Annotated in this window: 26 protein-coding genes; 12 read left to right on the forward strand and 14 right to left on the reverse strand. The window is 70.2% G+C overall.

All coding sequences use genetic code 11. The annotated features are described in order from the left end of the window. Positions 1-38: 38 nt before the first annotated feature. Complete coding sequence (locus JEQ17_RS09070; protein WP_200394743.1) at positions 39-1,286, forward strand: anhydro-N-acetylmuramic acid kinase; 1,248 nt, start codon at positions 39-41, stop codon at positions 1,284-1,286. A 54-nt stretch (positions 1,287-1,340) separates the two neighbouring features. Continuing rightward, on the forward strand, positions 1,341-2,303 hold the full coding sequence (locus JEQ17_RS09075) for a DUF2510 domain-containing protein (protein ID WP_200394744.1): 963 nt from the start codon (positions 1,341-1,343) through the stop codon (positions 2,301-2,303). A 178-nt stretch (positions 2,304-2,481) separates the two neighbouring features. On the opposite strand, the gene JEQ17_RS09080 is transcribed toward JEQ17_RS09075, so the two are convergent. Further along, complete coding sequence (locus JEQ17_RS09080) at positions 2,482-3,105, reverse strand: TetR/AcrR family transcriptional regulator (protein WP_200394745.1); 624 nt, start codon at positions 3,103-3,105, stop codon at positions 2,482-2,484. Between the two features lie 249 nt (positions 3,106-3,354). Here JEQ17_RS09080 and JEQ17_RS09085 point away from each other — a divergent pair, with 249 nt between their 5' ends. After that, the gene (locus tag JEQ17_RS09085; protein ID WP_200394746.1) at positions 3,355-4,230 is read left to right on the forward strand and encodes a phosphatase PAP2 family protein; all 876 of its coding nucleotides are present in this window, start codon (positions 3,355-3,357) and stop codon (positions 4,228-4,230) included. Beyond that, positions 4,227-5,177 carry a DMT family transporter gene (locus JEQ17_RS09090; RefSeq protein WP_200394747.1) on the forward strand — a complete coding sequence of 317 codons (951 nt, stop codon included), beginning with the start codon at positions 4,227-4,229 and terminating at the stop codon, positions 5,175-5,177. Before JEQ17_RS09085 ends, JEQ17_RS09090 begins: the two co-directional genes overlap by 4 nt. Before the next feature lie 85 nt (positions 5,178-5,262). Here the strand turns inward: JEQ17_RS09090 and JEQ17_RS09095 are convergent, their stop codons facing one another. The 11 genes from JEQ17_RS09095 to JEQ17_RS09145 form a co-directional block, all read right to left on the reverse strand. Then, positions 5,263-6,177 (reverse strand): phospholipid scramblase-related protein, encoded by a 915-nt coding sequence (locus tag JEQ17_RS09095; RefSeq protein ID WP_200394748.1) that lies wholly within the window; start codon positions 6,175-6,177, stop codon positions 5,263-5,265. Between the two features lie 86 nt (positions 6,178-6,263). Then, positions 6,264-8,312, reverse strand: a complete 2,049-nt coding sequence (locus JEQ17_RS09100) for a phosphocholine-specific phospholipase C (protein WP_200394749.1) — start codon at positions 8,310-8,312, stop codon at positions 6,264-6,266. Positions 8,313-8,491: 179 nt separating this feature from the next. Further along, positions 8,492-9,544 carry a 2-aminoethylphosphonate ABC transporter substrate-binding protein gene (locus JEQ17_RS09105; protein ID WP_200394750.1) on the reverse strand — a complete coding sequence of 351 codons (1,053 nt, stop codon included), beginning with the start codon at positions 9,542-9,544 and terminating at the stop codon, positions 8,492-8,494. Between the two features lie 44 nt (positions 9,545-9,588). Then, positions 9,589-10,386, reverse strand: coding sequence for an ABC transporter permease subunit (locus JEQ17_RS09110; protein ID WP_200394751.1), 798 nt, complete (start codon positions 10,384-10,386; stop codon positions 9,589-9,591). Further along, positions 10,373-11,269 carry a 2-aminoethylphosphonate ABC transporter permease subunit gene (locus JEQ17_RS09115; protein ID WP_200394752.1) on the reverse strand — a complete coding sequence of 299 codons (897 nt, stop codon included), beginning with the start codon at positions 11,267-11,269 and terminating at the stop codon, positions 10,373-10,375. The genes JEQ17_RS09110 and JEQ17_RS09115 overlap by 14 nt, the downstream gene beginning before the upstream one ends. Next, positions 11,262-12,314 (reverse strand): ABC transporter ATP-binding protein, encoded by a 1,053-nt coding sequence (locus JEQ17_RS09120; RefSeq protein WP_200394753.1) that lies wholly within the window; start codon positions 12,312-12,314, stop codon positions 11,262-11,264. The genes JEQ17_RS09115 and JEQ17_RS09120 overlap by 8 nt, the downstream gene beginning before the upstream one ends. Further along, positions 12,311-12,985, reverse strand: coding sequence for a phosphonatase-like hydrolase (locus JEQ17_RS09125; RefSeq protein WP_200394754.1), 675 nt, complete (start codon positions 12,983-12,985; stop codon positions 12,311-12,313). The genes JEQ17_RS09120 and JEQ17_RS09125 overlap by 4 nt, the downstream gene beginning before the upstream one ends. Further along, positions 12,979-14,103, reverse strand: a complete 1,125-nt coding sequence (locus JEQ17_RS09130) for a TIGR03364 family FAD-dependent oxidoreductase (RefSeq protein WP_200394755.1) — start codon at positions 14,101-14,103, stop codon at positions 12,979-12,981. The genes JEQ17_RS09125 and JEQ17_RS09130 overlap by 7 nt, the downstream gene beginning before the upstream one ends. Before the next feature lie 175 nt (positions 14,104-14,278). After that, on the reverse strand, positions 14,279-15,034 hold the full coding sequence (locus JEQ17_RS09135; RefSeq protein WP_200394756.1) for a GntR family transcriptional regulator: 756 nt from the start codon (positions 15,032-15,034) through the stop codon (positions 14,279-14,281). A 101-nt stretch (positions 15,035-15,135) separates the two neighbouring features. Beyond that, the gene (locus JEQ17_RS09140; protein WP_200394757.1) at positions 15,136-16,113 is read right to left on the reverse strand and encodes a GlxA family transcriptional regulator; all 978 of its coding nucleotides are present in this window, start codon (positions 16,111-16,113) and stop codon (positions 15,136-15,138) included. A 23-nt stretch (positions 16,114-16,136) separates the two neighbouring features. After that, entirely contained in the window at positions 16,137-16,781 is a 645-nt protein-coding gene (locus JEQ17_RS09145; protein ID WP_200394758.1) for an HD domain-containing protein, read from the reverse strand. Positions 16,782-17,013: 232 nt separating this feature from the next. On the opposite strand from JEQ17_RS09145, the gene JEQ17_RS09150 reads away from it, so the two are divergent. The 3 genes from JEQ17_RS09150 to JEQ17_RS09160 are packed head-to-tail and all read left to right on the forward strand — an operon-like array spanning position 17,014 to position 19,249. After that, positions 17,014-18,078, forward strand: coding sequence for an aromatic ring-hydroxylating dioxygenase subunit alpha (locus JEQ17_RS09150; protein ID WP_200394759.1), 1,065 nt, complete (start codon positions 17,014-17,016; stop codon positions 18,076-18,078). Continuing rightward, the gene (locus JEQ17_RS09155; RefSeq protein ID WP_200402109.1) at positions 18,075-18,308 is read left to right on the forward strand and encodes a hypothetical protein; all 234 of its coding nucleotides are present in this window, start codon (positions 18,075-18,077) and stop codon (positions 18,306-18,308) included. Before JEQ17_RS09150 ends, JEQ17_RS09155 begins: the two co-directional genes overlap by 4 nt. After that, positions 18,305-19,249, forward strand: coding sequence for a PDR/VanB family oxidoreductase (locus JEQ17_RS09160; protein ID WP_200394760.1), 945 nt, complete (start codon positions 18,305-18,307; stop codon positions 19,247-19,249). Before JEQ17_RS09155 ends, JEQ17_RS09160 begins: the two co-directional genes overlap by 4 nt. Before the next feature lie 9 nt (positions 19,250-19,258). Here the strand turns inward: JEQ17_RS09160 and JEQ17_RS09165 are convergent, their stop codons facing one another. Then, a complete protein-coding gene (locus tag JEQ17_RS09165; RefSeq protein WP_200394761.1) occupies positions 19,259-20,056 on the reverse strand; it encodes an IclR family transcriptional regulator domain-containing protein in 798 nt (265 codons plus the stop codon). 190 nt (positions 20,057-20,246) lie between these two features. Here JEQ17_RS09165 and JEQ17_RS09170 point away from each other — a divergent pair, with 190 nt between their 5' ends. The 4 genes from JEQ17_RS09170 to JEQ17_RS09185 are packed head-to-tail and all read left to right on the forward strand — an operon-like array spanning position 20,247 to position 23,606. Then, the gene (locus JEQ17_RS09170) at positions 20,247-21,218 is read left to right on the forward strand and encodes an ABC transporter substrate-binding protein (RefSeq protein ID WP_200394762.1); all 972 of its coding nucleotides are present in this window, start codon (positions 20,247-20,249) and stop codon (positions 21,216-21,218) included. After that, the gene (locus JEQ17_RS09175) at positions 21,215-21,988 is read left to right on the forward strand and encodes an ABC transporter permease (protein ID WP_200394763.1); all 774 of its coding nucleotides are present in this window, start codon (positions 21,215-21,217) and stop codon (positions 21,986-21,988) included. Before JEQ17_RS09170 ends, JEQ17_RS09175 begins: the two co-directional genes overlap by 4 nt. Beyond that, positions 21,985-22,764 carry an ABC transporter permease gene (locus JEQ17_RS09180; RefSeq protein ID WP_200394764.1) on the forward strand — a complete coding sequence of 260 codons (780 nt, stop codon included), beginning with the start codon at positions 21,985-21,987 and terminating at the stop codon, positions 22,762-22,764. Before JEQ17_RS09175 ends, JEQ17_RS09180 begins: the two co-directional genes overlap by 4 nt. 35 nt (positions 22,765-22,799) lie before the next feature. After that, positions 22,800-23,606: an ABC transporter ATP-binding protein gene (locus JEQ17_RS09185; protein WP_200401395.1), complete on the forward strand. Its 807-nt coding sequence runs from the start codon at positions 22,800-22,802 to the stop codon at positions 23,604-23,606. Between the two features lie 7 nt (positions 23,607-23,613). On the opposite strand, the gene JEQ17_RS09190 is transcribed toward JEQ17_RS09185, so the two are convergent. Beyond that, positions 23,614-24,270 carry an MmyB family transcriptional regulator gene (locus JEQ17_RS09190; protein WP_200394765.1) on the reverse strand — a complete coding sequence of 219 codons (657 nt, stop codon included), beginning with the start codon at positions 24,268-24,270 and terminating at the stop codon, positions 23,614-23,616. A gap of 275 nt (positions 24,271-24,545) precedes the next feature. On the opposite strand from JEQ17_RS09190, the gene JEQ17_RS09195 reads away from it, so the two are divergent. Continuing rightward, the gene (locus tag JEQ17_RS09195; protein ID WP_200401396.1) at positions 24,546-25,205 is read left to right on the forward strand and encodes a helix-turn-helix domain-containing protein; all 660 of its coding nucleotides are present in this window, start codon (positions 24,546-24,548) and stop codon (positions 25,203-25,205) included. The last annotated feature ends 14 nt before the right edge of the window (positions 25,206-25,219 follow it).

The following is a 25,219-nucleotide window of genomic DNA, read 5'->3' on the forward strand; positions in this document are numbered from 1 at the left end:
CCGAGCGGGTGTGACTGGATCCGGAGGGGGTCGGGCGGGTGCGGGTGATCGGCCTGATGTCCGGCACGTCGTACGACGCGATCGACGCGGCGGCGGCCGATCTGCGGCTCGACGGGGACAGTCTGGTGCTGCGGCCGCTCGGCATGGTCGGCGACGCGTACGGGGCCGAGGTGCGCGAGGCCCTCGCTGCGGCGCTGCCCCCGGCGGCCACGACCCTCGCCGAGGTGTGCCGCCTGGACACGCTCATCGGGCAGGCCTTCGCGGCGGCCGCCCTCCGCGCCGACCGTGAACTGTGCGACGGACAGGCAGAGTTGGTGGCCTCACATGGCCAGACCGTCTACCACTGGACCGACGGCGGGCGGGTGCGCGGCACGCTGCAGATCGGTCAGCCCGCCTGGATCGCGGAGGCCACCGGGCTGCCCGTGGTCGCCGACTTCCGGCCGCGTGACATCGCCGCCGGCGGCCAGGGGGCGCCCCTGGTGAGCCTCGTCGACCTGCTGTGGCTGCGCGGCAGGCCGGGCACCCCGGTCGCGCTGAACCTCGGCGGCATCGCCAACCTCACCGCGCCCGACGGAACCGCCTTCGACACGGGTCCCGCAGGTGCGCTCATCGACGCGGCCGTCCACCACTTCACCGGCCGCGCCTACGACACGGACGGCGCGCTGGCCGCCCGCGGCAGAGTCCACGAGCCGCTGCTGCGCCGGCTCCTCGACGAGCCGTACTACGCCCTGCCCGCACCGAAGACGACCGGCAAGGAGCTGTTCCACCGGGACTATCTGCTGGCGGCTCTGGCGGCTGTGGCGGATCCGGCCGCCCCGGCCACAGCGGCCGATCCGGGCACTCCTGCGGCTCCGGCCACTCCGGCGGCCCCGACGGCTCCGGCGTCTCCGACGGGCCGCGGCACTCTCCCCCACCAGGACGTGATCGCCACCCTCACCCGGCTCACCGCGCGCACGGTCGCGGACGCCGTCCGTTCCGTGTGCGCCACCGAGGTCATCGCCTCGGGCGGCGGCACGCGCAATCCCGTCCTGATGGCGATGCTCGCCGAGGAGTTGCCGGGGGTGCCGCTGCACACCTCCGACGCGCTGGGCCTGCCGTCGGCGGCGAAGGAGGCGTACGCGTTCGCCGTCCTCGGATTCCTGACGCTGCACGGTCTCGCGGGCACCGACCCGAGGAGCACCGGAGCCCGGCATCCCAGCGTGCTGGGCTCGGTGACACCAGGGCGGGACGGGCTGCCCCGGGCGCCCCGGGGCTTGAAACAGCCGGTGCGGCTGGTGATTGGGTGAAATGAATCCGGATCCTCTCATCCGGCTTTCACCCGCGCCTCATACGGTGGACCCATGACGCAGGCGACTCCCCCCGGCTGGTATCCCGACCCCGGGCAGACAATTGACGGCCCCGCAACGCAACGCTGGTGGGACGGCAGGACATGGACGGACCAGACCCGCCCGGCGGAGTCCGGCGCCGTTTGGGGTCCTCCGGCGTTCTCACCGGGCTCGCCGTATCCCGGCGCGCACCCCGGCGGCCCGCGGCGCAAAGCCCGCACGGCGATAGCCGTGGCCGTCGCCGTGGCGGTCCTCGCCGGCATCGGCGGCGGTGTGTACGCGCTGACCGCGGACGACGGCTCGAACGGCACCGATTCGACCAACGCCCAGCCGGTGCCGACCCCGCCGGGCGGCCCGCAGGGACAGGACGGCGGCGGACAGGGCGGCCCCGGTGCCCCGGAGGGCGGCGAGTCCGCGATCCCGCAGCCGCTGCCCTCCGAGGACGGCTACGCCACGGACCCGATCAACGGCATCAGCCTGCCCGTGCCCGACGGGTGGAGCGGCTCGACCATCCAGGTGGGCGCGCAGGTGACGACCAAGGGCTCCTACGAGTGTCCCGGCGACACCTCGGAGAAGTGCAGCCTGGGCGGCGCCTATTCGGCCCCCGCGCTCGCCCTGGAGCTCAAGGCCACCACCGCCGAGGCCGCCGCCAAGGAGGACATCGCCAAGAACGCCGAGGAGTCCTACGGCGGCAAGAGCTACGGCAAGATCACCTCGCACGACGAGCTCTCGTCCAAGGCCGTGACCGTGGCCGGGCAGAAGGGTTACGCGGTCCGCTGGAAGGTCGTCACGAGCAAGGGCGACGACGGCTACGTCGAGTCGCTCGTCTTCCCGGCGCCCTCCAACTCCAAGCAGCTCGTCGTCGTGCGCTTCGGCATCGATGTCAGCTCCAAGGCCCCCGAGCAGTCGGTCATCGACGAGATCACCAAGGGCATCAAGGAGGCCGCGGGCGGCGGCGGCAACGGGCAGAACGTGTAGGACGTACGACGGTCACGGCCCCGGAGCCGTGACCGTGACCGGACACCGATCGGCCGGGTGGAGCGCCTCTCCGCTGGAGAGGAACCCCACCCGGCCGGGGGGTGCGCGCCGCCCCCGTCCCCACGGTGCGGCGCGAGCAGGTCACCGTCCAGTCATCCCGTGGACGGCGGCCTGGGTCTCAGGTGGTGTCGGACAGCCCCAGGGCCGGCAGCAGGGCCACCTCCACATAGCGCAGGAGGTAGTCCGCGTCCGCGGGGCGCCCCTCAAGGAGTGGGCGGACGCGGAGCACGCCGAGCAGCTGCGCCGGCACGAACTCCAGGACCGGATGGTCGGCCGCGATCTCTCCGCGGTCGACCGCGCGCCGGACCATTCCCCGGAGCGCCTCCAGTTCGGGCTCCACCAGCGCGTCGCGCAGCGCCCGCTGCAGTTCGTCGTCCTGCATGAGGGACTGCCCGAGCGCCTGGAGCAGCCTGGTGTCCTCGTCCGACCGCTCGCCCGCCGTGCGGGCGACCGCACGCAGGTCACCGGCGAGCGAGCCGGTGTCGATACCGATGAACTTGGGACAGTGGTTGGCGCGCAGCGCGGCCGCCACGAACTGCGGCTTCGTCTTCCACTGCCGGTAGAGCGTGGACTTGCTGCACCGGGTGCTGGAGGCGACGCCCTCCATGGTCAGCGCGTCGTAGCCGCACTCGCGGATCTGGTCGAGCACGGCGTCGAAGAACTCCTGCTCACGCTCGCGCGTGATCTTGGAGCGGCGCGAGGCGACGACCGTCTCCGGTCCGTCCGCTGCCTGCGACGTCATGGCTCTTCTCCTCGCTGGTCTCCGCGGCCCCGTGCGGGCCCGCTTCCCGTGTGCTCTCCAGTGTGGCCCTCGACCCGGCCCCAAGTGTGGCGTAAGTCCTATCGATACGCCAGTGTACCGGAACGCGATCGTATCGGTACACTGGCGTATCGATGAGCCTTGGACAGGACCCACCCCTGTGTCGAGTGGATCCCCTCCTGGGCTCACCACGCACCAGCACCACCAGAACGTCAGCAAAGGGGCCGGGGGATGGAAAGCGGAACCGAGCCTGCAAGAGAAGGGGAAGCCGCGATACGGCGGCCGCCCCTCGTCCGTGAGCTCCTGCTCGTCGCGGGGCTCTTCCTCGTCTACAAGCTCGGCCGGCAGCTGGCCACGGGCCACACCGCCGAGGCCTTCGACAACGCGCACCGGGTCTGGGACCTCGAACGGTTCCTGCGTCTGCCCGGCGAGGGCGATGTGCAGTCGGCGCTGCTGCACGGCGACACCCTCGTGCACATCGTCAACACCTACTACGCGACCGTCCACTTCCCCGCCACCGCGGCCTTCCTGGTCTGGCTGTACCTGCGGCGGCCCGGGCACTACGTGTGGGCCCGCCGGGTGCTTGCCGCGGTCACCGCCGCCGCCCTGGTGGTGCACCTCACGTTCCCGCTCGCCCCGCCACGCATGCTCGCCGCGACGGGCCTCGTGGACACCGGCCAGGTGTACGGGCCCACGGTGTACGGCGCCTCGCCCGCGACCGACTCGCTGTCGAACCAGTTCGCGGCGATGCCGTCCCTGCACTTCGGCTGGGCCCTGATGGTCGCCATCGGCCTGATCGCCGCGACCCGGTCCCGGTGGCGCTGGCTGTGGCTGCTGCATCCGCTGGTCACGCTGCTGGTCGTCGTCGGCACGGCGAACCACTACTGGCTCGACGCGATCGTGGCGGCCGCGCTCCTCGGCATCGCCCTCGCCGTGATCCGCGTACCGCGCCGGACGGCGACACCGACGGCGCCCACCCCGGAGCGCGTGGGCGCCGGCAGCTCCGTACCGGAAGGACCGGGAGGATCGGACGGGCCCAACGGGCCGAACGGGCCGGGGACACCCGGCGCGCAGGACGCTCCGGAGCTCGTGGGAGCCGGACGATGAGCGCCACGCTCGTCGCCGTCGTCCTGTCGCTGTTCTCGGCCGTCGCGTACGCCGCCGCGGCGGTGGCCCAGCAGCGGCTGGCCGCACGGACCCCCGACTCCGGGGTGCTCCGGCTGCTCGGCAGCGGTGCCTGGTGGTGGTCCGTGGGCCTCAACGCGTCGGCGGCTCTGCTGCACGTGGCCGCCCTCAAGTACGGGCCCCTCACCCTGGTCCAGCCGCTCGGCGCGCTCACGCTCGTCGCCGCGGTGCCGCTGGGCGCACGGATGGCGGGGCGGCGCGTCACGTTCGTCGAGTGGCGCGGTACGGCGCTGACGCTGGCCGGGCTCGCGGCCCTGCTGGTCACGGCGTCCGGGCCCGCGCCCGACGATCTGCTGAGCCTCCCGCAGGCGCTGGCCGTGGCGGGCACGACCGCGGTCCTCATCGGCGTACTGGCCGGGCGGGGCACCCGCCCCGGGCTGCGGCACGCGAGCGCGTCCGGCTTCGCCTCGGGTGTCGCCTCGGCGCTCACGCAGACCGTCACGGTCGCCGCGACGGACCGTTCGGAATCCCTGCTCAGCGGGCAGGTGATCGTGGTCGCGCTGCTGGTCGCCGCGTTCGCGGCGGGCGGCCTGCTGCTGTCTCAGACCGCCTACAAGGGCGGGCTCGGCGCTCCCCTCGCGGTGGTGACGCTGGCCAACCCGATCGCCGCCGCGGTGATCGGCCTCTCGCTGCTCGGCGAGCGGCTGCAGGGCGGCGCGGCGGGACTGCTGCTCGCGCTGGCCGGGGCGGCGGTCGCGGCCTGGGGTGTGGTGACGCTGTCGCGCGCCACGCCGGTGCCTTCGACGGAACCTTCGACGGACGAGGAGCACCCGGTGGCGGCGGTTCTCGCCCTGGAGCCCGGATCGGCCCTGAACGAGCCGTCGCTGCTGCCGCGGCAGCCGAAGCGCGGGCGTCTCACCCGGCTGTAGGCCACGACGGAATGAGGGAGGGCGGCCGCGGATGCCCGCGACCGCCCTCCCTCATGACGACCAGCCGAACCGACGAACCGACGCGTCAGCCAAGCCCTCGGTTGTCCTGCTTGAGCGCCGTGTCGACGGTCAGCGCCGTCGCTATCACGAGGCTCAACATGGGCTCGGGAAGCCGGTAGTGCAGCTGCAGGACGTAGTTGTCCGCGGTCGTGAACATCGTCTTGGCGAGGCCTTCCCAGGTCTTGGTGATCCGGGCGACCTCGTTGTCGGCGTGGTCGACGATCGAGAAGTTCCAGGCGCGCCAGTTCTCCGCCTTGATCGCGCCGACCTGCTTGCCGTCGGCCTTGATCGCGAAGTTGATCTTCCCGATCATGTTCTGCTGGGCGATCTCACCGACCGGCGAACCGTCCGGACGCGCCACGAGCACCCGCGATTTCATGAACTTCCGCGGCCGGGTCAGCAGCAGCTGCGGCTGACCGTACGCGTCACGGATCTCCAGCTTGTGCGTCATGAACTGGTCGAGGCTCGCGAAGAAGCGCAGCACCTTCTTCAGCGCGCCCTGTCCGACCTGCACCACCGAGCCGAGCTGGTTGCCCTGCTGGTCCATGACCTTGTACTCGTTGGTCAGCTCGATCAGCTTGGCCTTCTGGTTCACCACCAGGACCGGCTCGGTGAACAGCGTGCCCCCGCCGGCGGCGTTCGGTGCGACACCGGCCTGCTGATGCACCTGCTGCTGCACACGCGGGTCGAACCCTCCCGCCTGCTGCGGAACCTGCTGCACCGGCTGCTGATGCGCCGGCTGCTGATGCACGGGCTGCGGCTGCTGCACAGGGTGCTGCGGTTGCTGCTGCACGTGCTGGACCGGCTGGGCGGCCTGAGCCTGCTGCTGGTCCTGGTTGGTGTGCTGGGTCCACTGAACGCCGTCCCAGTAACGCAGCGTCTGGGGCAGACCCTGAGGATCCGGGTACCAACCTGCAGGAGTGTTCGAATGCGTGGTCACCGGGGCACACTACCCCGGGCCCACCAGTACCTGACCAGTCCGTGCGATGTGGGACTCATCGCATCTCCGGTGGCGAATCGCACCCTCTAGGCCCTGGCGATCGCCGGGTCGCTGACGCCCACCCGGCCGTTCTCGACGTGCCCGGCGAACCGGCGCAGGAACGAACCGCCCGCGTCGGACACCGTGAGGTCGTACCAGCGCTTGCTCGCTCCCAGGTCCACGGTGTGCCTGACGGTCGCGCCAGGCCGTACCCGGATCGACTTGGGCCTGCCGCCGTAGCCGTTGGTGAGCTTGAGCTCGGCCGTGCGGGATCCCTTGTTGGTGAAGGTCAGCTCGATGTCGTCGCCGTCGTGCCGTGCGGTGACCTCGGGTCCGGCGGTCTTGCCGGGGCCCTTGAAGACACGTACGAAGCCGTTGGGCCCGTGCACGGTCAGGTCGTACGAGCCGTTCGAGTAGGCGGAGTTCCAGGTGTCCGAGACGCTCTTGCCGGCCTCGGTGGTGTAGGTCCAGGGTCCGTCGGTGCGGCTCCCGGAGGTCACGTGGAAGGAGGCGCCGGCCTTCTTGCCCGAGGCGAAGGTCAGCATGAACTTCCCGGCCTTCGGGTCGGCCGAGCCGTCGATCCAGGGCGCGTACCGGAGCGGGCGGGCGAGCCGCATACCGCGCTCCTGCTTGGGCAGCTCGGGGTCCGCGGGCGGGGTCGGCTTGTAGTCCGGGTGCCGGTCCTTGTCCGGCGGCTCGTACGCGTCGGTGTCCGGGAGATCGGCCGGCTTGCTGTCCTTGCGGGAGAAGTCGAAGGCCGCGGTCAGGTCGCCGCAGATGGCCCGCCGCCAGGGCGAGATGTTCGGCTCCTCGACGCCGAAGCGGCGCTCCATGAACCGGACGATCGAGGTGTGGTCGAGGGTCTCGGAGCAGACGTAACCGCCCTTGCTCCAGGGCGAGACGACGATCATCGGCACACGCGGGCCGAGCCCGTAGGGGCCCGCGACATGCGTCGAGCTGCCCGCGAAGAGGTCCGGGCCGACGTCGACGGTGGACTTGCCGCGGTCGGCGTCGCGCGGCGGCAGCGGCGGGACGAGGTGGTCGAAGAAGCCGTCGTTCTCGTCGTACGTGATGAACAGGGCCGTCTTCGCCCACACCTTGGGGTCGGAGGTGAGCGCGTCCAGGACCTGGGAGATGTACCAGGCGCCGTAGTTCGAGGGCCAGTTGGAGTGCTCGGAGAAGGCCTCGGGGGCGGCGATGTACGAGACCTGCGGCAGCTTGCCGCCCTTGACGTCGGCCCTCAACTGGTCGAAGAAACCCTCGCCCTTGCGGGCGTCGGTGCCGGTGCGGGCCTTGTCGTACAGCGGGTCGCCGGCCTTGGCGTTGCGGTATTTGTTGAAGTAGAGCAGCGAGTTGTCGCCGTAGTTTCCGCGGTACGGGTCCGAGATCCAGCCCCAGGAGCCGGCCGCGTCCAGGCCGTTGCCGATGTCCTGGTAGACCTTCCAGGAGATCCCGGCCTTCTCCAGGCGTTCCGGGTACGTCGTCCAGTCGTAGCCGACCTCGTCGTTGCCGAGGACCGGCCCGCCGCCCTTGCCGTCGTTCCCCGTGAAGCCCGTCCACATGTAGTAGCGGTTCGGGTCGGTGGAGCCGATGAACGAGCAGTGGTACGCGTCGCAGACGGTGAAGGTGTCGGCGAGCGCGTAGTGGAACGGGATGTCCTCGCGGGTCAGGTACGCCATGGTCGTGGCGCCCTTCGCGGGGACCCACTTGTCGTACTTGCCGCCGTTGTAGGCGGCGTGCCCGTCGGGCCAGCTGTGCGGCAGGCCCTCCAGGAACTGCATGCCGAGATCGTCGGCCTCCGGGTGGAAGGGCAGCAGGTCCTTGGTGCCGTCCGACTGGTGCCACACGGACTTGCCGTTGTCGAGCGTGACCGGGTGCGGGTCGCCGAAGCCGCGGACGCCTCTGAGCGCACCGAAGTAGTGATCGAAGGAACGGTTCTCCTGCATAAGGACGACGATGTGCTCGACGTCCTCGATGGTGCCGCGGTGGTACCCCGCGGGAATGGCCGCGGCCTTGGCGATGCTCTCCGACAGCGCGGTGAACGCCGCGGTGCCGCCTGCGAGTTGGAGGAAACGGCGCCGATTCACTTCGGGCATGGCAGGTGACCTCTTGTCCTGAAGGGGTACTGCGGGCAAGTACGTGATGGAACGTGCGCGAATGGAGTGTTCCAAGAGCAACAAACGACAGGGAAGGGTCGCGTGGCATCTGTGTGAAACACGGCGGTACGTGAGGTGTGTGTCCGGAACACGGTGCTGCGGTCCGCCTCGGGGAACGATCAGCTTCCGGTCGCTTCCTTCCATTCGTCGACGTACGACGTGAGGTTCTTGTCGATGTCGGCCCAGTCGGGCTGGAAGACCTCCACGCCGTCCATGAGCTTGGTGAGCGCGATCGCGTTGGCGTCGGTGGCCTTGGTGTCCTGGCGGGCGCTGAAGCCGCCGCCGATCTCGCTGACCTGCTGCTGGGCCTTCCGGCTCAGCATGAAGTCGAGGAGCTTCTTGGCGTTCTCGCTGTGCGGGGCGTCGGTGACCAGCCCGGCCGCGTAGGGCAGGGCGAAGGTGGTGGGCCTGCCCGTGCCGGTCGCCGGGAACCAGATGGCAAGGTTCGGCATGGACTTGGCCTGGGCGAAGTTCATCTGGACGTCGCCGTTCGCCACGAGCAGTTCACCCTTGTCGACCTTGGGCGCGAGCTTGCCGGTGGAGGCGGACGGGCCGACGTTGTTGGACTGGAGCCTGCGGAGGTAGTCCATCGCGGGCTTCTCGCCGCCGAAGTCGTGCATCGCCTTGATCAGTACGGCGGTTCCGTCACCTGCGACACCGGGCGTGGAGTACTGGATCTTGTTCTTGTACTCGGCGTCGAGGAGCTCCTCCCATGTGGTGGGGGCCTGCTTGAGCTCCTTCTTGTTGTAGACGAACCCGAAGTAGTTGTTGACGACGGAGGTCCAGGTGCCGTCGGCCGCCTTGTCGGCGCCGTCGACCTGGTCGGATCCGGCCGGGGTGTACTTCTGGAGCAGACCCTTGCCGTCGGCCTGCTGGATGAACGGCGGGAGCGTGACGAGCACGTCGGCCTGTGTGTTGCTCTTCTCGCGGACCGTGCGCTGCACCACCTCACCGGAGCCGCCCTCGACGTACTCGACCTTGATCCCCGTCTCCTTCTCGAAGTCCTTGAAGATCCGGTCGTACCAGCCGTCGCCGTTCTCGCCCTTGAGGCCGTCGGCGCTGTAGACGGTGACGACCTTCTCGTCGGAGGCGGCGGAGGTGCCCCCGCAGGCGGTGAGCGGGGCGGCGAGGAGACAGAGGGCGGCGATCGGGACGATCCTGTTTCGAGGCATGGCGAGGTGAACTCCTTGCACTGAGAGGGCTGTTCGGGGACGGGTCAGCGATACGAGGCTTTGGTGCGTACGCGGGAGACGGCGAGCAGGGCGAGCAGCGTCGCCGTCATCAGGACCACTGCGAGCGCGGAGCCGGCGAACAGGGCGCCGCGATCGGTGGCCGCGTAGATCAGGACCGGAAGCGGGGTCCAGCCGGGCGGGTAGAGCATCATCGTGGCGCTCAACTCGCCCATGGAGAGGGCGAAGCAGAGGCCGGCGGCGGCGGTGAGCGAGGGCAGCAGCAGGGGCAGCTTCACTCGCCACAGGACGTAGGAGGGGCGGGCGCCGAGCGAGGCCGCGGCCTGCTCGTACGCCGGGTCGAGCCGGGCGATCGCGGCCGACACGGACTGGTATGCGAACGCGGTGACGAGGACGGCGTGCGCGAGGATCACGATCGACCGGGTGCCGTTGAGCAGCAGCGGCGGCTTGGAGAAGGCGACGAGGACGGCGAGCCCGACGACCACGGAGGGCACGGCGACGGGCAGCACGAACAGGGCGTCCAGGAACCGTCGTTGGCGTCGCTTCAGCCCGGACGCCGCGAGGGCGGCCCAGGTCCCCACGGCAAGCGCGAGCAGGCTGGCGGTGAGCGCGGTGACCAGGCTGGTGGTCAGCGCCTGGAGGGCCTCGCCGCGGGTGGCGGCGTCGTAGTGCCCGGTGGTGAAGCCGGACGGCAGGACGCTGGACCAGTTGGTGGCGAACGACGCGGCCAGGATCACCAGCAGGGGCAGGGCGAACAGCGGGAGGAAGAGCACGAGGAACAGGACCCAGGCGGCCCACTTCCCTTTCCGGCTATGCACCAGCACGACGGCTCACCACCCGGTAGAGGCCGTAGAGCCCCACGGAGATCAGGACGTTGACGACGGCGACCACGCACGCGCCCGGATAGTCGGATTCGAGGATCGCCTTGCTGTAGACGAGCATCGGTAGGGTCGTCACCCCCTTCGCTCCGGTGAAGAGGACGATCCCGAACTCGTTGAGGCACAGGACGAGTACGAGGCTTCCGCCGGCCGCGAGTGCGGGCAGCGCTTCCGGCAGGATCACCGTCCGGATGATCCGCGCGGGCCGCGCTCCGAGGCCGGCCGCCACTTCCAGCTGCGCGGTGTCGAGCTGCGAGAAGGCGGCGAGGAGCGGCCGGACGACGAAGGGCGTGAAGTACGTGACCTCGGCGAGGAGTACTCCCCACGGCGTGGTCAGGAACTGGAACGGCCCGTCCGCCGTACCCGTGACGTCGGTCCAGAGGCCGTTGGCCATGCCGACGGTGCCGTAGACGAAGAGCAGGGCGAGCGTGATCAGGAAGGACGGGAAGGAGAGGAAGACGTCGATGAACCTGGCGATGCTCCGCGCCCCGGGGAACGGCACGAACGCGATGATCAGCGCCAGCACGAACCCGAGCACCAGACACCCGACCGTCGATCCGACCGCCAGCCACACGGTGGTCCACAGCGCCTCGCGGAAGGCCTCCGAGCCGAGGACGTCGGCGTACGGCTGCAGTGAGGTCCCGCCGGTGTCGGGCTGGAAGGACTGCTGGACGACCAGGGCGAGGGGGTAGAGGAAGACGAGGGCGAGCAGGACGACGGGCGGCAGGGCAGCCAACCAGGGGCGCTGCGCTGTGTTCGATTTGCCGCCACCGCCGCGGGGGCGCGACCGGCCACGACTCACCCGCGGCCGGCGAACAACCTCAGTCATGGCTCCCTCCCGCGGGCAGCAACACCGCGTCCTCGGGTGCGAAGTGCAGCGTCACCGCGTCCCCGTGAGCCGGCGGAGCCTTGAGTTCCCTCAGGTCCGCCATGAGCCGGTGGCCGTCCACGTCGACGTACAGCCGGTGGGTGGCGCCCCGCCACTGGATCTCGTCGACGGTTCCGGTCAGTTGGTTGGGTCCCGAGCCGAGGCCGACGAGGTGGGGACGTACGCACAGGGTGGCCTGCGCGCCGCGCGCGATCCCGTCCGTCCCGACCTCGACCTCGCGCCCGCCGAAGGAGACGCCGCCCTCGCCCACCGTCACGGGCAGCAGATTGGCGTTGCCCACGAAGGAAGCGGTGAACTGCGTCTTCGGCGCCCGGTAGAGCTCGTGCGGAGTCCCGCAGTCCTGGAGGCGCGCCCGGTCCATGACGGCGATCCGGTCGGCCAGCGTCAGCGCCTCGACCTGGTCGTGAGTGACGTACAGGATCGACACGTCGGGCAACTCCCGGTGCAGCCGGGCGAGTTCGGCGAGCATTCCGGAGCGCAGCCGGGCATCGAGCGCGGACAGCGGTTCGTCGAGGAGCAGTACGCCGGGCCGGATGGCCAACGCCCGTGCGATGGCGACGCGTTGCTGCTGGCCGCCGGACAACTCCCGTGGATGGCGGCGTGCGTACGCCGCCATCCCGGTCATCTCCAGCGCCTCGGCGACCCGCGCGCGTATCTCGCTCTTCGCGACCTTGCGCGCCTTGAGCCCGAAGGCCACGTTGTCCTCGACGCGCATGTGCGGGAACAGCGCGTACTGCTGGACGACCATGCCGATCCCCCGCCGGTGCGGCGGCAGGTCGGTCACATCGCGCTCGCCCAGATACACCCGCCCGGAGGCGGGCCGCACGAATCCGGCGACCGCCCGCAGCGCGGTGGTCTTGCCGGACCCGGACGGCCCGAGCAGGGCCATCACCTCGCCGGGTTCGACGGCGAGGTCGAGCGCGTCGAGGACGACGTTCCCGTCGTAGGCGACCGTGACCGACTCGAAGCGGATGCCGCTGCTCATGCGAGCACTCCCGGCAACTCGGCCACGGAGCCCAGCACATGGGTGGCGCCGGACGTCCGCAGCGCGTTCTCGTCGTGTGCGCCGGTCAGGACACCGGCCACCATGCCCGCGCCCGCGCGGACCCCGCTGAGCATGTCGTACGAGGTGTCGCCCACGACGGCTATCTGCCGGACGTCGTCCGCCGCGGCCGTCCGCAGGAACGCGCCGAGGACCATGTCGGGGTAGGGGCGCCCCCGGCCCCCGGCGTCTGCGGGGCACAGTGTCAGGGGCACCAGGTCCTGCCAGCCGAGGGCCGCCAGGATCGCGTCCTGCGTGGTGCGCGCGAAGCCGGTGGTCAGCACGACCGTGCGGCCCTGGGACCTGAGCTGCTCGATCGCCTCGCGTGCACCGGGGATCGGCGCGACGAGCCCGCCGTCGACCAGCTCCGCGTACGCCTCCTCGAAGGCCTTGTTGGCTTCCTGGGCCTTCGTCTCCTCGCCGAACAGATGGCGGAAGACGGAGATCTTGGACTCGCCCATGGTGGCGCGGACATAGTCCAGCATCGCGTCGGGTTCGGCTCCCAGGCGTCGCGCCGCGGCCGCGAAGGCCCGCTCGACGAGGCCGCCGTCGGCGACGGTCGTGCCGGCCATGTCGAGCACGACAAGTCGGATGTTCTCGGGGTCGCTTACCATCCCAGCTCCTTGGCGGTCGTCTCGGCGATCGCGGGCGAGCAGGTCATGCCGCGCCCGCCGGGCCCGGTGACCAGCCACACCCCGTCGCGTATCTGCTGCCGGTGCACGACCCGGCTCGGGTCGGTGCACTGCGCGTACACCCCGGCCCAGCGGCGCCGGATCTTCGGCAGCGGGCGGCCGAGGAAGGACTCGACGACCTCGGTGAGGTGGTCGTAGGGGTCTTCGAGGGTGTCGAAGGCGAACGGGTGCTCGTACTCGTGGGTGTCGCCGATGGTCAGCCCGCCGTCGGCACGCTGCACCATGAGCAGTTGCATACGGTGGCGCGCGGCCGTCTCGGCCTGTGGCCGGCGGGCGTTGAGTTCGGCCAGGGCAGCCGAGTCGTACGCCGGGTAGTAGCGGAAGCTGTCGGCGTCGGCGACCGAGGTGGTGAGCGGCTCGCCCAGCGGGTCGGTCTGCATCATCTGGAGGCGTACTCGGCGGACGGGCAGGTCGGGTCCGGCCAGCTCGCGGACGAGTCCGCCGAGCCAGGCGCCGGTGCAGAGGACGACGGCGTCGCCGGAGTGCACGTCCCCGTGGTCGTCACGGACGGCGTGGTGGCCGATGACCTCGCGGACCTCCCTGCCGGGCAGGAAGGTGTAGTCGGGGGATTTCAACAGCTCTGCGCGCAGGGCGAGTTGTGCGGTGCGCGGCTCGACGGCCGCGTCCCGCTCGCAGTACAGGGCCCCGGTGAAGTCGCCGCGCAGGGCGGGGTTCAGGGCGCGCGCCTCGTCGGGCGTCAACAGCTTGTAGCCGCGGGCGGGTGCGTCCTCGCGGGCTACGGCGGCCTCGGCGACGGCGAGTTCGAGGTCGTCGCGGACCGGGGTCAGTGAACCGTTCGGGCGGAAGCCGAGTCCCGGGATCCGGCCGCCGATCTCCTCCCACAGCTCCCGCGCCCGCAGCGCGGTCTCCAGTTCCTCGCCCCCCGCGCGGCCACTCACCCAGATCTGGCCGAAGTTGCGCAACGAGGCGCCGCGAGCCTCCGCCTCGCGCTCGATCTGTACGACCTCATGGCCGCGTTCCACTGCTTGCCAGGCGTGCATGGTGCCCACCACGCCGGCTCCGACGACTATCACTCTCACGACGGCCACGCTCCTCGGGATCGGGGAACCGGAAGGGTCCGGCTCACAACGGGAGCGTGAACTGGCCATCACGTTTGGGCTAGACCCGTTATCTATTCGTGATAAAAAAGGGGCGGAGGTGGGCAGAAGGGTGGCGGTGAGCAGAGGAGCGGAGGGGCGAGCAGAGGGTGTTTTTTCAGCCGCGGAGACGGGTCGTGAACGAGAACCGGTCTCCTCGGAACAGGGTCCGGACCCGCTCCAGCGGCTGCCCGTCGGTGTCCCGCGATACGCGGTGGATCAGCAGCATCGGAAGGGCCGGCGGGGTGCCGATGAGGAGGGCCTCGCGCGGGGTGGCGAGCACGGTCTCGATGCGTTCGTCGGCGTCTCCGAAGGCGATGCCCTGCTGGTGGAGGTAGGCGTAGAAGGAGGAGTCGGGCTCGAAGTCGGTGTCCAGGCGGGGAATGCGGGCCACGGAGACGTAGGTGCTCTCCAGGCCGACCCGCTCGTCGTCCGCGAGCAGCACACGCTCCAGATGCCAGACCGGCTCGCCGCGCGTGAGCCCGGTCTCGGCGGCGAGCGCTTCGGGGCAGGGGAAGCGGTCGAGAGTGACGAGATTACGGCCGGGGGTGCGCCCCTGACGTCGTACGCCCTCGGTGTAGCTGGCGAGCGACAGGGGCTGCTCCAGCTTGGGGCCCGCGACGACCGTGCCGCGTCCCTGTCGCCGCAGCCGCCCTTCCAGCACCAGTTCACGGATCGCCTGCCGCACGGTCTCCCGCGCGACCTCGTACCGCTCGGAAAGGTCCCGCTCGGTGGGGAGCAGCCCGCCCTCACCGAGTTCGTCGACGAGGGCGGAGATCCGCGCCTTCACCGCGTAGTACTTCGGGATACGGCCGTGCTCCGGAATTCCGGAGCGGACGGGGGCCGCGGGGTGCTGATCGTTCGGGTAGTCCACGCAGGGATCGTCGCAGATGGATCTCGACCACCGTGACACTCCGGGCTGGTCGAGGAGTCAACTCCCCGCCCGACCAGCCCGACGCGGCACTCAGGTTCGGGTCAGCTGCCCGTGGCGTTCGGGCTGCTGATCGCAGGCCTGGTGGACCTGAAACGCGCCCGGTAGGTGGTGGGTGTCACCCCCAGCGTGTGGTGGAAAGCGCGGCGCATGGTCTCCGCAGAACCGAAACCGGACCGGCCGGCCACGGCTTCGACGGGTTCGTCGCCGGCCTCGAGTATGGCTCGGGCACTCTCCAGCCTTGCGGATTCGAGGTATTGACCTGGCGTCATGCCGGTCTCGCTGCGAAACAGGCGGGTCAGGTGGCGGGGGCTGACGCCGACGTCCCGGGCGAGTGTGTCCAGGCTGTGCGGAGCCGCCGGGTCGGCCACGACCGTGTCCATCGCCCGTCGCAGCCCGGGATGCCTGGCCTCCCGCGGAATCAGGCGGACGCTGAACTGGGACTGCCCCGCGGGACGGGCCATGAAGACGACGAGTTCACGTGCCACGTCGCGTGCCAGATCGGGGCCGTAGTCGTCCTCCACCAGGGAGAGCGCCAGGTCGATGCCCGCGGTGATACCGGCGGAGGTGGTGACGTGCCCGTCCCTGACGAAGACCGGGTCCGCCTCCACGCTCACCAGCGGGTAGGCCGCCGCCAGTTCGTCGGCCAGCCGCCAGTGGGTGGCCGCTCGCCTCCCGTCCAGCACTCCGATGTGCGCGAGAAGGAAGGCTCCGGCGCACACCGAGGTGACCCTGTCGGATCGGCGTACGACCTCGGTGACGCACTCCACGACATCGACGTCCGCGACCGCTTGCCGCCAGTCGCGCCGGCCGGGCACGACCACGGTGCCCAGCCGTGCGGGCAGGCTTTCCGAGGCACCGTCCACCCCGATCCGCACACCCGAGGACGTACGCACGTCCGCGCCGCCCGGAGAGACGGTCCGGACGTCGTAGCGGGCGCCGAACATGTTGGCCGTCCCGAACACCTCGGCGGGGCCGGTCACATCGAGCAATTGCACGCCGTCGAATGCGGTGATGGCCACCACTCGATTCGCGGAATCCGCTCCTACTCGGGCCACGGGGAGTCCAGGATGGTGCGGACGAAGTCACCGCGCTCGAAACCGGGCACGTAGTGGGCGAGGACGTCGGCCTTGACATTGCCGAAGGTGGTTTCCGGCTTGGGCCGCACACCTTCGGTGAAGGCATCCAGAATGCGGTGCTTGAAGTCGGGACGGGGATGCAGGGCCACCACAGCGGAACGCTCGGCCTCTGAAATCTCGTGATATCCGATGCCCAGCACATCTGTCTCTACGCCCGCCGTCACCAGAGCCACCTCCGGCTCCATGAATTCCGGAACGCCCGGAGTCGTGTGCAGGGCAATAGCGGTCCACACCCGGCGAATGCTGTCCTCGGGCACACTCCTCGCCTGCAGAAAGCGTCGCGCCTCGTCGGCTCCGTCCACCTCGAACCGGCGCCCACTGTCATGGAACGGCTCCCCCAGCCCGAGGTCATGGAACATCGCCGCGACATACAGCAGTTCCGGGTCGAAGCTCAGATCCCGATTGCGGCCTTGAAGGCTGCCGAAGAAGTACACCCGCCGCGAATGATCGTAAATGAGATCGTTCGTACTGTCCCGGACGAGCTGAGTCGCCTCATCCGCCAATTCGGAATCCGGCACCTGCACTCCGGCCACGGAATGAACGTTCGCCATCGCCACCACCTGTTTCTCCGTCCGTCGGCCCCTCCGGCCACACCTCCAGTGTCCGAACCGAGCCACGCCCCCGCCATGGCCACACGGCCACACAACCCACAGATACGGCCACCGGCGAGAGCTCTTCCGTCTCGCGGAAGCCGCCTTGCGGAGCCACCACAAGGGTCACGACTCTGATTCCAACCACGGCACGCGGGGCGACGGCGCCCCGCTCTCAGGGACGGGACCGCCCATGCCTCACATGACCGCCTTCGCCAGGAACCAGTGGTACGTCGCCGCCTACGCCCATGAGGTGGGGCGGGAGCTGCTCGGTCGGACTGTTCTCGGTGAGCCGCTCGTCTTCTATCGCACCGAGGACGACGGACGGCCGGTCGCCCTGCACGACCGTTGCGTGCACCGCCGCTATCCGCTCTCGGAGAGCGGGCTCGACGGCGACCGGATCGTCTGCGGCTACCACGGCTTCACGTACGACACGACGGGTGCGTGTGTGTACGTGCCCGGTCAGAAACGCGTCCCCCGCACCGCCCGGGTCGCCTCGTACCCGGTGGTCGAGCAGGACGCCCTGATCTGGGTGTGGATAGGCGACCCGGCCCTCGCCGACCCTGAAACCATTCCGCGGGCCAGGCACCTGGACTCCCCCGGCTGGGTCACCGTCAGCGGGATGGAGCCGATCGACGCCGACTACGGCCTCCTCGTCGACAACCTCCTCGACCTGTCCCACGAGACGTATCTGCACGGCGGCTACATCGGCACCCCGGAGGTCGCCGAGACGCCGATCACCACCGAGGTGGACGAGGGCGCGGGCATCGTCAGGGTCAGCCGGCACATGGACGACGCCGAATGTCCGCCGTTCTACGCCAGGTCGACCGGTATCGAGGGGCGGATCACCCGCTGGCAGGACATCGAGTACCACGCGCCGTGTCTGTATCTGCTGCACAGCCGGATCGCCCCGGTCGGTGTGGTGCCCGAGGCGGACGGCAGCGACCCGAACGGCTTCCACACGGAGATCACGTACGCCATCACGCCGTCCGCCGACGGCAAGGTGTACGACTTCTGGATGGTCTCGCGCGACTGGGCGACCGACGACGACGAGGTCACCGAGTTCCTGCGGGGCAACAACCACACGGTCGTGATGCAGGACGTCGACGCGCTCAACCTGCTGCAGAAGACGCTGGGGACCGAGCGCACCGGCTACCAGGAGCTGAGCATCAACATCGACACCGGTGGTCTGGCCGCCCGCCGTATCCTCGCCCGGCTGGTCGAGGAGGGCGAGAAGCCCATGGAGAAGGTCCAGTGACCAGTCCGACCGGCGAGATCTACCGCATCGACTGGCTGCCGGGCACCGATGTGCTGCACGGCACCTGTCACTGCGGGGCCGAGCACAGCGCCGAGGATCCGATCGAGATGTGGGAGTGGATGCTCGGCCACCCCGAAGGACACGCCCCGCGGGATCCGCACGCGCCGAACATCCGGCACGCTCCGAACATTTCGAGCGACCCGCACGCCCCTCAAGGAAACGGCTCATGACCTCCTACGATGCCGAACTCGTCGTCGAGCGACGGGACTTGGCCGCCGAAGGCGTGCTCGCCCTCACCCTCCGCCATCCGCTGGGCGAGGAGCTGCCGGCCTGGGAGCCGGGCGCCCATGTCGATGTGATCCTGGGCCCGGACCTGGAGCGGCAGTACTCCCTGTGCGGTGATCCGGCCGACCGGCACTCCTGGCGCGTCGCGGTCCTGCGGGAACCCGACGGGCGTGGCGGATCCGCCCATGTGCACGGGCAGTTGGAGGCGGGCGACAAGGTCCGCGTGCGCGGCCCGCGCAACCACTTCGCCCTCCAGCCCTCGCCGCGCTACCGCTTCGTCGCGGGCGGCATCGGCATCACCCCGATCCTGCCGATGCTGGCGGAGGCCGAGGCGGCGGGCGCGGAGTGGACACTGCTGTACGGCGGCCGAACCCGCAACTCCATGGCTTTCGTCGGGGAGTTGAGCTCGTACGGGGACAAGGTGCGCGTCGCCCCGCAGGACGAGGCCGGGCTGCTCGACCTCGACTCCGAACTCGGCACCCCGCAGCCCGGCACGCTCGTCTACTGCTGCGGTCCCGGGCCGCTGCTGGACGCCGTGGAGGAGCGGTGCGCACAGTGGCCGAAGGGCTCGCTGCACGTCGAGCGGTTCCAGCCCAAGGTCCAGGAGACGGGCGCGGACACGGAGTTCGAGGTGGTCCTGGAGCGCTCGGGTCACACGCTCACCGTCCCGGCGGACGTCTCGGTGCTCGACACCGTACGGTCCGCGGGGGTCGAGGTGCTCTTCTCCTGCACCGAGGGCACCTGCGGGACCTGCGAGACGGATGTCCTCGAAGGCACCCCGGACCACCGGGACTCGGTGCTCACGGACGAGGAGCGGGAGGCCGGCGAGACCATGCTCATCTGTGTGTCCCGGTGCCGTGGAAAGCGCCTGGTGCTCGACCTGTGACGGCTCCTCCTACCGCGTCTGCGACCTGATCCGCCGGACGGACCCCAGGTCCGCCTCGATCCGGGCGACCGTGGCCAGCAGATGCGGGAGCAGGTCACGGCGTACGGAGTCGACGGAGTTGCGGCTCGCGTGCACGGGGATGTTGACCGCGGCCACCACCTCGCCGTCCCGGTCCCGTACCGGGACGGCGACCGAGCGCAGCCCCTCCTCCAGTTCCTGGTCGACGATCGCGTACCCCTGCCGGCGGACCCGGCGCAGTTCGGTGCGCAGCAGGTCGGCCGAGACGATCGTGCGGGCCGTGAGGGCGCGCAGGTCCGCGCGGCCGAGCCGGGCGTCGATCTCCTGGTCGGGCAGCTGGGCGAGCAACACCCGCCCCACGGACGTGACATGGGCCGGGAAGCGGGTGCCGACCGTGATCGTCGCGGTCATGATCCGGTGCGTGGGCACCCGTGCCACGTACACGATGTCGTCGCCGTCCAGGACGCACAGGGACGACGACTCCCTTATCTGCGCGACGAGTTGCTCCAAGTGCGGCTCGGCGATCTCCGGCAGGGTGAAACTGGACAGGTACGAGTAGCCGAGTTCGAGGACGCGCGGGGTGAGCCGGAACATCCGCCCGTCCGTCGTGACGTATCCCAGGTCGAAGAGCGTCAGCAGGAAGCGGCGGGCCGCCGCGCGGGTGAGGTCGGTGTGCCGTGCCACCTCACTGAGCGTCAGTTCCGGGTGGTCGGCGTCGAAGGCGCGGATGACCGCGAGGCCGCGCTCGAAGGAACGGACGAAGTGCGGTTCGCGGGCTCCAGCAGGCATCATCGCCTCCACGGGACGCACGGGGGTGCGCACTGCGCACGCTAGGAGCACACTTCGGCAACTGTCAACGACCGTGCGTGTCAAGAGCATTGACCCGCTCCCGGCGAGGTTCTACGTTCCCGCTGAGCACTTCTGTGCGGTCTGCGCACAGCCTGTCGAGGAACTGTCCCAGTGGTCCAGAGGGGGAGTCATGCGTCGTCTGCTCATCGGCCTCGCGGCCGGCGCCGTGTTCGTCGCCGCGACGGCCTGCGGTTCGTCCGACTCCGCCGGGTCGGACGACGACAAGGCGTCCGGCGGTGGTACCACCACGATCAAGGCCGGCGTCATCCCCATCATCGACGTCGCGCCCCTGTACCTGGGCCAGTCGAAGGGCTTCTACAGCAAGCGCGGCATCAAGCTGTCGCTGACGAGCGCGCAGGGTGGCGCGGCGATCGTGCCGGGTGTCGTCTCCGGCCAGTTCGACTTCGGCTTCAGCAACATGACGTCCCTGCTGGTCGCCCAGTCCAAGAACGTGCCCGTCGAGGCCGTGGCGAACGGCGTCGCGTCCACCGGCAAGGAGGGCGCCGACTTCGCGGAGCTCGCCGTGAAGAAGGGCAGTCCCCTCAAGTCCGCCAAGGACGTGGAGGGCAAGAAGGTCGCCGCCAACACGCTCAACAACATCTGTGACACCTCGGTCAAGGAGTCGGTCCGCAAGGACGGCGGCGACCCGTCCGAGGTCGAGTTCGTGGAGATGCCCTTCGACCAGATGCCGGCCGCGCTCGCGAACGGCCAGGTGGACGCTGCCTGTGTGGTGGAACCCGCGCTCGCCACCATCAAGTCCCAGGGCGGCACCAGCATCGCGTCGCTCTTCGTCGACGTGTCGCCCGACCTGACCGTGGCCATGTACTTCACCTCCCAGCAGTACGCCCAGAAGAACCCGGAGATGGTGAAGAAGTTCCAGGAGGCGACCGCCGAGTCCCTCGCGTACGCCGACAGTCACCCGGACGAGGCCCGCGAGATCATCGCCACGTACACGAAGATCCCGAAGAACCTCCTGGAGACGCTGACCCTGCCCCGGTGGCCGGCCGAGCCTAACCGCGCCTCCATCGAGCGGCTGTCCGAACTAGGCGTGCAGGACGGTCTGTTCGACAAGGCCCCGGACCTGGACAAGCTGCTGCCGTGAGGGGTACCAACGCCGTCCTGGGCGCGGCCGGGCTCGCGGTCTTCCTCGCACTCGGCGAGGCGGTGCCGCGGCTCGGCCTCGTCAAGGACGAGTACTTCCCGCCGACCAGCCGCATCGCCGACGCGCTCGCGACGGAACTCGCCGACGAGGCGTTCTGGACCGCGCTCGGGGACACGCTCACGGGTTGGGCGATCGGGCTCACGATCGCGGTAACGGCCGGAATCCTGGCGGGAGTTCTGATCTCGGTCACGCCCTACCTCCGCGAGGCGACGGCCTCGACGATCGAGTTCCTGCGCCCGATCCCCTCGGTCGCGCTGATCCCGCTGGCGGTGCTGCTGTTCGGCACCGATCTGCGCTCGGTCCTGCTCCTCGTCGTCTACGCGTCCTTCTGGCAGGTCCTGATCCAGGTGATGTACGGCGTCCGGGACGTCGACCCGGTCGCCGAGGAGACGGCCCGCTCGTACGGCCTCGGCACCTGGGCGCGGGTCCGGCACGTGCTCTGGCCCTCGGCCCTCCCGTACGTCATGACGGGTGTGCGGCTGGCCGCCACGGTGGCGCTGATCCTCGCCGTGACCGCCGAACTCGTCATCGGGGCACCGGGGTTGGGCGCCCGGATCGCCGTCGCCCAGACCTCGCAGGCGGTGCCGGAGATGTACGCGCTGGTGGTGGTCACCGGGCTGCTCGGGCTGCTGATCAACGTCGGCGCGCGGACGGTCGAGCGGCGGGCGCTGTCCTGGCACCAGTCCGTGCGCGGGGAGGTGGCGGTATGAGGGGTCTGCTGCTGCGACTGTGCGTCGCCGTCGCGCTGCCCGCGCTGCTGGTCGCGCTCTGGTGGGTCGCCTCGGACGACAACACCGACATCTACTGGCCGTCGCTGCGCACGATCCTCACCACGTTCCCGGACGTGTGGACGGGCGAGCGGTGGCGCGAGGACGTACTGCCGAGCGTGCTGCGGCTGAGCGCCGGGTACACGTGCGCGGCCGTCGCCGGTGTGGCGCTGGGCACGGTCATCGGCTCGTACCACCGGGTGCGGGCCGTGTGCGAGCCGGTCCTGGAGTTCCTGCGCGCGGTGCCGCCGCCGGTGCTCGTGCCGGTCATCATGCTGTTCGCGGGCATCGGGGACACGATGAAGATCGCGGTGATCGCGAGCGGCTGTGTCTGGCCGATCCTGCTCAACACCGTGGAGGGCGTCCGGGCGGTCGACTCCGTGATGTCGGAGACGGCCCGCTCGTACGGCATCACGGGCGTCGCGCGGCTGCGGCACGTGGTACTGCGCTCGGCGAGCCCGCAGATCTTCGCGGGGCTGCGGCAGGCCCTGTCCATCGGCATCATCCTGATGGTCATCAGCGAGATGTTCGCCGCGAGCAACGGGCTGGGCTTCACCATCGTCCAGTTCCAGCGCGGCTTCGCCATCCCCGACATGTGGACCGGGATCCTGCTGCTCGGGCTGCTCGGCTTCGTTCTGTCGGTTCTCTTCCGGCTGGTCGAGCGGCGGGTGCTCGGCTGGTACCACGGTCTGCGCGACGTCTCCCGGCGGTCCTCGTGAACCTCTCGAACGTGAACCTCTCGAAAGGGCGCTCCATGCTCGACGTACGCGGCCTCCAGAAGGTCTACGAGGGGTCGGGCCGCCGCGTGGAGGCGGTACGCGACCTCACCTTCACGGTCGAGGCCGGCGAACTGGTGTGTCTCGTCGGCCCGTCGGGCTGCGGCAAGACGACCCTGCTCAAGTGCGTGGGCGGACTGCTGACACCCACAGCGGGTGACGTGCTCCTCGGAGGCGAGCGGGTGACCGGGCCGCCGCCCGGGATGGCCGTCGTCTTCCAGGAGTACGGGCGCAGCCTCTTCCCCTGGATGCGGGTCCGCGAGAACGTCGAACTCCCCCTCAAGCAGAAGAAGTTGCCGAACACGAGGCGTCGTGAACTGGTCGCGGACGCGCTGGAGTCGGTCGGTCTCACCGACGCGGCGGGCGCGTACCCGTGGCAGCTGTCGGGCGGCATGCAGCAGCGGGTGGCGATCGCCCGCGCGCTCGCGTACGAACCCGATGTGCTGCTCATGGACGAGCCGTTCGCGGCGGTGGACGCGCAGACCCGTGCCGAACTGGAGGACCTGGTACGCGGGTTGTGGCGGCAGCGGGGGATCACGATCCTCTTCGTGACGCACGACATCGACGAGGCGGTGTATCTCGGCGAGCGGGTGCTGATCCTTTCCTCCTCCCCGACCGTCGTCCAGGAGCAGCTGAAGATCGATCTCCCCGCCGAGCGCGACCAGTTGAACACCCGGGTGGCTCCGCGGTTCGCCGAGCTGCGGACCCATGTGTACGAGCAGATCCAGGCGGCGAAGCGCGGGGCGCCGGTCGACCGTGTGGTGAAGGACCAACGGCTCGCGTGACGGGGTGCTACGCCTCCGCGGTGTGCACCACGCTCAGATGACTCGACGCGCGTCGCGTACGCCGGGCGGGCGAGCGGCGGGCCTCGCGCAGGACCAGGGTCAGTCGCGTATAACCCATGCCCTGAAGGGTCTTGGTGGTCTCCCCGACGATGCGGCAGTCCGTACGACCCCAGCGAGGGTCGGGATGCAGAAGCGGCCGGAGCGCGCCGTCGTGCTCGACGGCGTCAGGGCCGACCGAGCGGATCCAGTGCGGCAGGCCGTGCCGGTAGGCGGCGTCCATGATCGGGTCCTGGGCGATGTCCCGGAGGATCGACTGGAGTCCGTGGTCGTGGCCGTGCCGCTCGACGGCGGCGGCGAAGTGCGCCAGCATCGGCAGACACCAGCTCGACTCGTGCTCGCCGAGGACCGTGCCCGCGTCCGGATGGAACAGGACGAACCGGAGGAAGTTGTCCCCCGGCATGGCGGTGGGATGCGGGCCCACACCGCGGAAAAGTGTCTCGAACGCACCGTTCGCGAGGACGACGTCCCAGCGGTGGTCGACGACGACGGAGGGAAAGGTGACGGCCTCCAGAAGCGCGGCATAGTCCTGGAGATACGCCTGGGCCTCACGACTCTCGGGGGCTGGTCGCGGCTGTGGCCGGGGCCCTCCTGCCTGGTATGCCATCGGGAGGTCCACCCCTCTTGCCTATGCGGCCCTATCGCGGCGTCGTGATCCTGCTACCCCTGGCCGAGCGGTGTCAACTATCGTGGCATTTGACGCCCGTTGACGGCTGAATCCCGCCACAGTTGTGGCGAGACCTGGATGTGAGTTCGACCAAAGGGCTACTCTCCGGTCTTCGGGCGGTTCACTCCGCACTTCCGGAATTCCCACAGGGGCTTCACGTCCGAGGGATCCGGTTCCACCAGAGCGGTCGACGAAGACGTAGGAGAGAAGTGTCGGTGACGGATGGCTTCGAGGTTCCGGGCGCCACGGCGACGGGTCTGCTGCCGGCCGTCGTGTCCCGAGTCACCGGGCTGGCCGACAGGCTCGGTGCGCCGCACGACGAGGTGTTCGACGTCCGGCGGCTGTCCGCGGCCTCCGGAGTCCCCGAGGTCGTGGTCAGATCCCTGCTCAACGGGCGGCCCGCGGGCGAGCCCGATCTCCAGGCCCGCTTCCTGCAGCGCCTCGACCTGTTGCGCCGCACCCGGCTGAAGCCGGGCGGCCGCCGCTACACCCAGCAGGAGATCGCCGACGGCGCCGGAATGTCGCGCCAGCAGGCGGGCGCCCTCATCAACGGCGACCGCCGCCCCACGATGGAGCACTGCGACGCCATCCAGCGGTTCTTCCGGGTGCACGCCGGATTCCTCACCGCGGAGGACCCCGAGGCGCTCGCGGGCGCCCTCCAGCACACCGAGCAGGAGCTGCTCCAGCGGCTCGCCGACCGGGAGCGCGAGGCGGCGCCGGCGGCCGCCGACGATCCGCTGGAGCGGCTGCTGCAGGACCACGGCGTCCGCGGCATCGCCTGGCGGGCCGCACAGCTGCCCACCGACCAGCACCGCGACAAGGTCGCCGAGTGGCTGGACATGCTCTTGGAGAGCGTCAAGCGGCCCGAGTCGTGATCCGGGGGATTCTG

The sequence above is a fragment of the Streptomyces liliifuscus genome, assembly GCF_016598615.1.
Lineage (GTDB): Bacteria > Actinomycetota > Actinomycetes > Streptomycetales > Streptomycetaceae > Streptomyces > Streptomyces liliifuscus.